Source organism: Lachnospiraceae bacterium (assembly GCA_022794035.1).
In the GTDB taxonomy this organism is placed as follows: domain Bacteria; phylum Bacillota; class Clostridia; order Lachnospirales; family Bianqueaceae; genus CALWPV01.
The window spans coordinates 172974-179821 of the sequence record JAAWDX010000010.1 but is presented as its reverse complement, the minus strand read 5'-3'; the positions used below and the strand labels follow the sequence as shown (position 1 = coordinate 179821).

Here is a 6848-nt window from a genome sequence, read left to right as displayed (position 1 = left end):
CATGCAAATGCCACTTCTGCATGTTGGTATGTATTGGTGCTTGGACGTCTACCGACATGCAAATGCCACTTCTGCATGTTGGTATGTATTGGTGCTTGGACGTCTACCGACATGCAAATGCCACTTCTGCATGTTGGTATATATTGGAGCTTGGACGTCTACCGACATGCAGATGCCACTTCTGCATGTCGGTGTATATTGGTGCTTAGACATCTACCGGCATGCAGATGCCACCTTTGCATGTAAAGATCTAATCCTCCGCCCTCTTTAAATATTGAACAGCCTTTTGCTCGTTCAATCTGCATTGTTCAACAATAGCCGCCATTTCTCTTCTGACAGCAGAATCGCGAAATTTATCTACGTTTATGAAATCCGTGCCGGCACTGTGGTCAACCTTTGCTATATACGCATACATAAGATTGTGGATTTCGTCAAATAACTCCATCGCTTTTGCTAAATCAGCTTTTGCTTTAGGCAAAAACACCGCCGCCTGTTCCAGAAATCGTGCGGCATAGAACCGTCGCTCGGCGTAATCACACCATAACGGATCAACAATTTCCAGAAGCGTCTTTTCTATTTCCGCTGATGTTAATACATTGTCTTGTAACATTTCCCATGTACACGGAATTTTACGAGTTTGTTTTGCTTCCAAAACTGTTTCTTCCATTGACTGCAGCAGAACATGTTGCCAGTCAGCATAAAACTTTTGGTTTGCCGCTCTATAATTTTCGCTTAAATCAGCAACCGCTGCCTTCACGCCTGCACGATAAACATTTTCAAGACCTGACAGTGTTTTTCTTCCGCGAATCACAGCAAGCACTGTCTCATTCTCTGCATACCAATGGCTGTTTTGATTCAGAATCGGCTGTGGATTTTGGCTGTCATCAAATGGAAAGTAGCTCCAATTTACAAGCGTTTCTCCGCCGTTTTCATATCCGATCACAGTACCGCCAAAACACCAATCTCCTCCGCCTGTAACCACAATCGCAGGTTGTTTCTTTTTTGACAAATTTTCAACGATGACCCGTTTCATTGCCGTTTTATCGAGGTAATTGCTGCTAGCTTTATATGCTGTGTAAATTTCATGTTCAAATCCCATAACATCAAGCATTCTGCTTATACCAGACGGAAGGCACAAAGTAACTGCAGGACTGAAAAGCTCCCCTGTCAGCGCAGAAAGAATGGTGTAGGTTTGACAAGCATCATGAGCAATTCCGACAAATTCAAGATAAGACCACATTGACATAGCCGCTCGCAAAGTCCCCGGCCCTTTGACTCCTTGAAAAAATAAGCGCTTTGACTCATTTCTTTGAAGTAACATCGAATCTGTTTCCTGATTACACATTTGAGTAACCCTCTTTTCATTAAAGTTTACAGAGGCTTTTGGGCAGATCGATAAAACGCACTCTTTCTTTTTCGCCGCTGTGGGTGTTACCCCATGGAATTTTTGAAAAGCCCGAGAGAATGACTCCTGTGATTCATATTGATATTTTACAGCAGCGTCAATCACTCGTATATTGCTTTCACGCAGCTCCGCTGCTGCTGCAGTCAGCCGTCTGTTGCGAATATATTCGGATAGCGGCATATTAAACAAAAACGAAAAAATCCGCTGAAAGTTATAAACAGAGCAGCATGCTATCTTGGCTATGGTTTCGTAGTTGATTTCGCTGTCCAGATTTCTTTCGATATATTCAATTACTTTGTCCATACGATTTATCCAATCCATCAGCATCACCTCCTTATGCTTTAGTATGACAGAGTTTCTTCATTCTTTTATGATATTTCCTGCCTGATCTTATCAGAATATCACCATTTCTTAAGCAAATCTCCACCACTGCTACAAAGTTACCGTGCTCCTGAATGATTCGCATAAGTTTTTAGCCACAGATTCCGAATAAGGCAGTTCCGCTCTCTTCCTCTCTGCCATATGGTGCACCGCCTCATGCTCCGTAACCTGATAGCTAATTCCATATGCCGTCAAATATTGATATACTGCCTGTTTCGTCATTTTGTTTTGCTCGTCTCCCTCTCCCAATCAAGTATATCACTAGTGCACAGAGCCTTCAACCTCGATGCGCTTTTTCAAATTTACAGGAATAGATAAAAAGTTGAAAAACTCCCTTTATTTTATAAAACAGATGTGAACATCATCTGTATTTAAGATGAAAGGAGTTTTTGTTTTTATGAGTCATTGTATTGAAATTCAAGACTTAAATCAATTTTACGGTAAAAAGCAGGCACTGCACCATGTAAACCTATCAATACAGGAGGGTATGTTCGGTCTGCTCGGCCGCAACGGCGCCGGTAAAACAACGCTGATGAAGACCCTTGCTACGCTGCTGCCCAAACGAAGCGGACACATTACCGTATGCGGGATTCCAATTGAAGACACAAGACAGGTCCGCAGCATTACCGGGTATCTGCCTCAAGAATTCTCTCTCTATCCTTCCATGAGCGTAAAGGATGCCATGGACTATTTGGCCCTCCTGGCCGGTCTTTCCGCTGCCGAAAGGAAGAAACGCATTCCTCTTCTCTTAGAGAAAGTTAATCTGACTGAGCATCAGCACAAAAAGGTAAAAGCACTTTCAGGCGGCATGAAGCGCCGTTTGGGCATCGCCCAGGCGCTGCTAAATGACCCTCAGGTCCTGATTGTGGATGAGCCCACTGCCGGACTTGACCCGGAAGAAAGAGTGAGATTCCGTAATTTGCTCTCTGAAATCGCGGAAAATCGGATCGTCATTTTGTCCACACATATTGTAGGCGATATCGAAGCTGCCTGTGAGGACATTGCCATTATCAATGAAGGAAGCGTAATCTATACCGGTACGGTATCTGATTTGATTAAGCAGGCCAAGGGCCGCGTGTTTACGATCAGCGCTTCCAAAAGGGAGCTGCCTAAGCTCAAGCGCCAGCTCTCCATCACCAGTATGCATACGCAGGGCGAGCAGCTCCATATTCGCTTTATTGCAAATAACCCTCCGCAGGGCGCTTCGCTCTGTGACCCCAATATTGAAGATGCGTATATGCTTTATTTGCATCAAAATGATCCTTCCTTCTCCGCGCATGCGGCAGGAGGTGCATTATGAGACTGTTCATCAAGGAGCTAAAAAAAATCGTAGTCTCCCTCCCTTATGTTCTGCTCGTAGCTGCCCTTGCTCTTGGCCTGTCCTCTCAGGGCGTATTTCGGTTTAAGGATGACAAAATGGAAGCGCCGCAGCCGGGAGGCGTCTATGGCACAAAGCCGGCCGAAATTCCCGATCTTGTCATGCCGGGCGCCTTGCATGATCTCTGGTACGACTTTTGCGTGAATGAATATATCACCTATCCAATCGGATTTATCAAATCTGTCCGACTTGATGAAAATGAGCAGGCTCAGATTGCAGAAATTCTGTCTGAGATCACGGGGATTGACGCCCAAGTGCTGCTGAGCAATCAGGAGCCAGAATCCCCTCCTTCTGTGCGCAGCGACATCAGCTATGACCGGTTCAAAGAGCTGATGCAGCAAACCGACAATCTGCTGGGCGGAGGATCTCAGTATGCGCCTGATTCCTTGATCAGCTATGGCTCGGTGCCGCTAAGCTATGAAGAGGCAAAGGCCCAATATGACCTGGCCGTCTCTGAGGATCATGTAACCGGGGGCTATGCACGCCTGTTTTCTGATTATGCCGGCGTTATGCTGCTTTCTGTTCTGCCGGTCTTTTTAGCTGTTATCTTATGCATGAAGGATCAGCGCTCTAAAATGGAGGCCCTTATCTACACCAAAAAAGCCTCCGCCGCCCGAATTTTGCTCTCCCGCTATCTCGCGCTCATAGCCGCCGTCATGCTTCCCGTCATACTCTTAGCTTATCTCTCCAATATACCGGTTTGGGCTAACTATAGCAGCCTCTCCTTAGACTATCTGGCGCCGCTCAAATACGCGCTGGGCTGGCTCCTGCCCAGCGTAATGATGGCAGCCTCCGTAGGCTTTTTCTTTACAGAGCTCACCGGCACACCGCTCGCCATCGCTGTACAGGGCCTTTGGTGGCTGCTGGATCTGAATATGGGCTTTAAAACCGTACAGAGCGGCTATGCCCTGTTTCGCCTAGCCCCGCGGCACAATGCCGGCCCCAACACCTGGTTCAGAACTCAGGATTATTTAGACTATTTTCAGGCTTTAGTGCAGAACCGCCTGCTCTTTGCCGGCATTTCGATCCTCCTGCTGCTACTTACTATATTGCTCTATGAAGCAAAAAGAAAGGGGAAATTCAGTGGACACTTTTCCATCAAAAAAGCACTTTTCCATCTTGGCCATCATAAAAATTAACCTGCGGCATGTCTCGCTGCTCTCACTCCTTACGGCTGCAGGCCTTTGCGTGCTGATTCCTTGTTTCATCGGCACCGCTCATCTGACTCAGGACACAGCTGCCATTCCGCTTGAAATCTTTGTTTCTCTGATTGGCGTCATTTTGCTCACACCGGTTTTCGCTCCTGAGCAAAATAGAGAGATCCATGATCTTGTCTGCGCCAAAGCTTTCAGCATCGTTAAACTCTTTTCTCTCCGGGCCGGCTACTCCCTGCTTCTCACCAGCCTGCTCATTGTTTTATTCGGCTTATTCATGCATACAAAAGGATGTGAAATCACGCTGCCCCTACTTTGCGGCACTGCCGCAAACGCTGCATTTTTAGGCGGGCTTGGCATGCTGACCTCCTCCCTCACCGGCAGTACAGTCATCGGGTATATGCCGCCGCTCCTGTATTATGCCCTCAATCTAGGCATGGGCGCCAAGCTGGGAACTTTCTATTTGTTTTCCATGACAACCGGGCACTATGCCTCCAAAATATGGCTGTTTCTGGCAGGCCTTCTTATGATTGCCGCTTCGTTGCTGCATCAGCAGCTCAAAAGGCGGCTTACGTAACCTTAAAAGCGGCCAGCACCTGTGCTCCGCCCTGATTGCTCAGCCGGATATAGCCGCCGTGCTTTTCTGTCAGCACCTTGCAGATATTGAGCCCCATACCAAAGTGCTCATGATCCGTCTCTCTCACCGTTTTATAAAAGGGCTTTGTGGCATTTGCCAAATCACTGGCTGCAAAGCCCTCCCCATCATCCTGAACCGTTAGATACAGATATCCGTCCTCACATTGCAGGCATACCTCCACCTCACTTTTCGCAAAACGCACCGCATTGCTCAGCAGATTATCCAGCACTTGTAGCACAATTCGGCTGTCGGCATACAGGACTGTCTCCGGATCCTGTACAGGATGATAAGAAAAGCGTTTGAGGCTGCAGATCGCCGGCCCCATTTCCTGCACCTGCTCCTGCAGCGCTTTCAGAGCTGTCTTCTGCCTTGCTATCTCAATATCCTCCAGCCGCTGCAGATCGCGCATCGTTTTTACATATGCCTCCAACCGTTCGATATGCCGGTACATCATCTCCGATGTATCGGTGATTTTCTCTATGCTCATCTGCGGCGCATATGCCTTCAGCAGCTCGCTCTGCCCCTTCAAAACCGTCAGCGGCGTTCTGAGGTCATGCGAAAAGGCCGCATTCAGACGCTTTCGCTCCTCCATCTGCCGCCACATTTCCTCCTTGCTTTCTTTTAAAGCTGCCCGCATCTTTTCAAAAGAGCTGCAGAGCTGCCCCAGCTCATTTTCCTTTTGACAGACAATTTTAAAATCCAGATTGTCCCGTGCAATCTGCCCTGCCGCATCCTCCAGGATCCTAAGAGGCTCCTGCATCTGCCTTTTATAAAATAAAATACTAGTAAGGATAATACAAATGACAAAGCAAAACGGATACGCGCCTACACTCATAAAGCTCAGCGCCTTGTCAGCCCAGCGCTCAAACGGCGTCATATACGCATGATAATCCTCCGTATAGTACCCGATGATATGGCCGTCCTCCAGCTCCTCCTCTACATACCCATACTGGTACTGCGCTCGGTAGGGCTCATACAAGCGCGACTGCAGCATCTGATAGATATTAGAAAGCAGCAGAGAAAACAGCAGCGCCGCCGCTATGCAGCCAGTCATATAACCAATAAAAGCAGCTTTAATCGATTTTTTATAAGCGCCCTTTCTTATTTTGCCCATCGGTATCCCACTCCCCAAACCGTCTCTACATATTGTCTGGCCCCGATCTGCGCCAGCTTCGCCCGGATGCGCCGGATATGCTCCGCCACAACCCCGGCATCTCCCTCGCTGTCGTACCCCCAAACAATCTCATAGATTCTATCCTTACTGAAAATCTGTCCCGCATGCTCCGAAAGCAGCTCAATAATATCAAATTCCTTTTTCGCAAGCGTCAGTTCGGTTTCCTGCCAGTACAGCCGCCTCTGCGTATAATCAATCGTCAGCTGCTCATCCAAAAACACCCTCGACCTTTCATTTCTCCGGCGCTCCCGCCTAAGATGCGCGGCCACACGCGCTCCCAGCTCACTTAAAGAAAAGGGCTTGATCACATAATCATCCCCGCCGCTGGCAAAGCCTCTCACCTTATCACTGTCCTCTACGCGCGCCGTCAGAAACAAAATAGGACAGCCTACAAATTCCCGTATCCGGCTGCACACCTGCAGTCCATCTATGTCCGGCATATTGATATCCAGCAAAATCAGATCCGGCTCCTTGGCCGCCTTACGGATCGCCTCGCTGCCGCTTGTTGCCGTCATCACCTGATATCCGTTATACAAAAAATAATCCTGCAGCATCGAAACAATGTCCGCTTCATCATCCACAATCAAAATCGTATTCACCATATCCCTCCTTTTTAAGGCGCAGCATAGGTTTGAATTTTCAACTTTTTATCAACTTCCCTGATGGAAAATCCCTCCTCCCTATGCTATACTGGTCATAAAAACGCAAGGAAGGTACAT

Annotated in this window: 6 protein-coding genes; 3 read left to right on the top strand and 3 right to left on the bottom strand. The window is 47.7% G+C overall.

Annotated features, from left to right (window positions below):
• Positions 1 to 250: 250 nt before the first annotated feature.
• Positions 251 to 1726 (bottom strand): helix-turn-helix transcriptional regulator, encoded by a 1476-nt coding sequence (locus HFE64_09145; protein ID MCI8633626.1) that lies wholly within the window; start codon positions 1724 to 1726, stop codon positions 251 to 253.
• 457 nt (positions 1727 to 2183) lie between these two features.
• On the opposite strand from HFE64_09145, the gene HFE64_09140 reads away from it, so the two are divergent.
• From HFE64_09140 to HFE64_09130, 3 genes are read left to right on the top strand one after another with little or no spacing between them, the layout of a single operon-like run.
• A complete protein-coding gene (locus HFE64_09140) occupies positions 2184 to 3086 on the top strand; it encodes an ABC transporter ATP-binding protein (GenBank protein ID MCI8633625.1) in 903 nt (300 codons plus the stop codon).
• Positions 3083 to 4303, top strand: coding sequence for a hypothetical protein (locus HFE64_09135; GenBank protein ID MCI8633624.1), 1221 nt, complete (start codon positions 3083 to 3085; stop codon positions 4301 to 4303). Before HFE64_09140 ends, HFE64_09135 begins: the two co-directional genes overlap by 4 nt.
• Entirely contained in the window at positions 4284 to 4895 is a 612-nt protein-coding gene (locus HFE64_09130; protein MCI8633623.1) for a hypothetical protein, read from the top strand. The genes HFE64_09135 and HFE64_09130 overlap by 20 nt, the downstream gene beginning before the upstream one ends.
• On the opposite strand, the gene HFE64_09125 is transcribed toward HFE64_09130, so the two are convergent.
• Positions 4888 to 6069, bottom strand: coding sequence for a HAMP domain-containing histidine kinase (locus HFE64_09125; protein ID MCI8633622.1), 1182 nt, complete (start codon positions 6067 to 6069; stop codon positions 4888 to 4890). The two genes, HFE64_09130 and HFE64_09125, sit on opposite strands and share 8 nt — an antisense overlap.
• The gene (locus tag HFE64_09120; GenBank protein ID MCI8633621.1) at positions 6057 to 6731 is read right to left on the bottom strand and encodes a response regulator transcription factor; all 675 of its coding nucleotides are present in this window, start codon (positions 6729 to 6731) and stop codon (positions 6057 to 6059) included. Before HFE64_09120 ends, HFE64_09125 begins: the two co-directional genes overlap by 13 nt.
• Positions 6732 to 6848: the final 117 nt, after the last annotated feature.

What these genes read in the sequence shown, in the direction of transcription:
- HFE64_09135 (MCI8633624.1), top strand. Translation starts at nt 3,083, where the DNA reads ATGAGACTGTTCATCAAGGAGCTAAAAAAAATCGTAGTCTCCCTCCCT.
- HFE64_09145 (MCI8633626.1), bottom strand. Translation starts at nt 1,726, where the DNA reads ATGGATTGGATAAATCGTATGGACAAAGTAATTGAATATATCGAAAGA.
- HFE64_09125 (MCI8633622.1), bottom strand. Translation starts at nt 6,069, where the DNA reads ATGGGCAAAATAAGAAAGGGCGCTTATAAAAAATCGATTAAAGCTGCT.
- HFE64_09120 (MCI8633621.1), bottom strand. Translation starts at nt 6,731, where the DNA reads ATGGTGAATACGATTTTGATTGTGGATGATGAAGCGGACATTGTTTCG.
- HFE64_09140 (MCI8633625.1), top strand. Translation starts at nt 2,184, where the DNA reads ATGAGTCATTGTATTGAAATTCAAGACTTAAATCAATTTTACGGTAAA.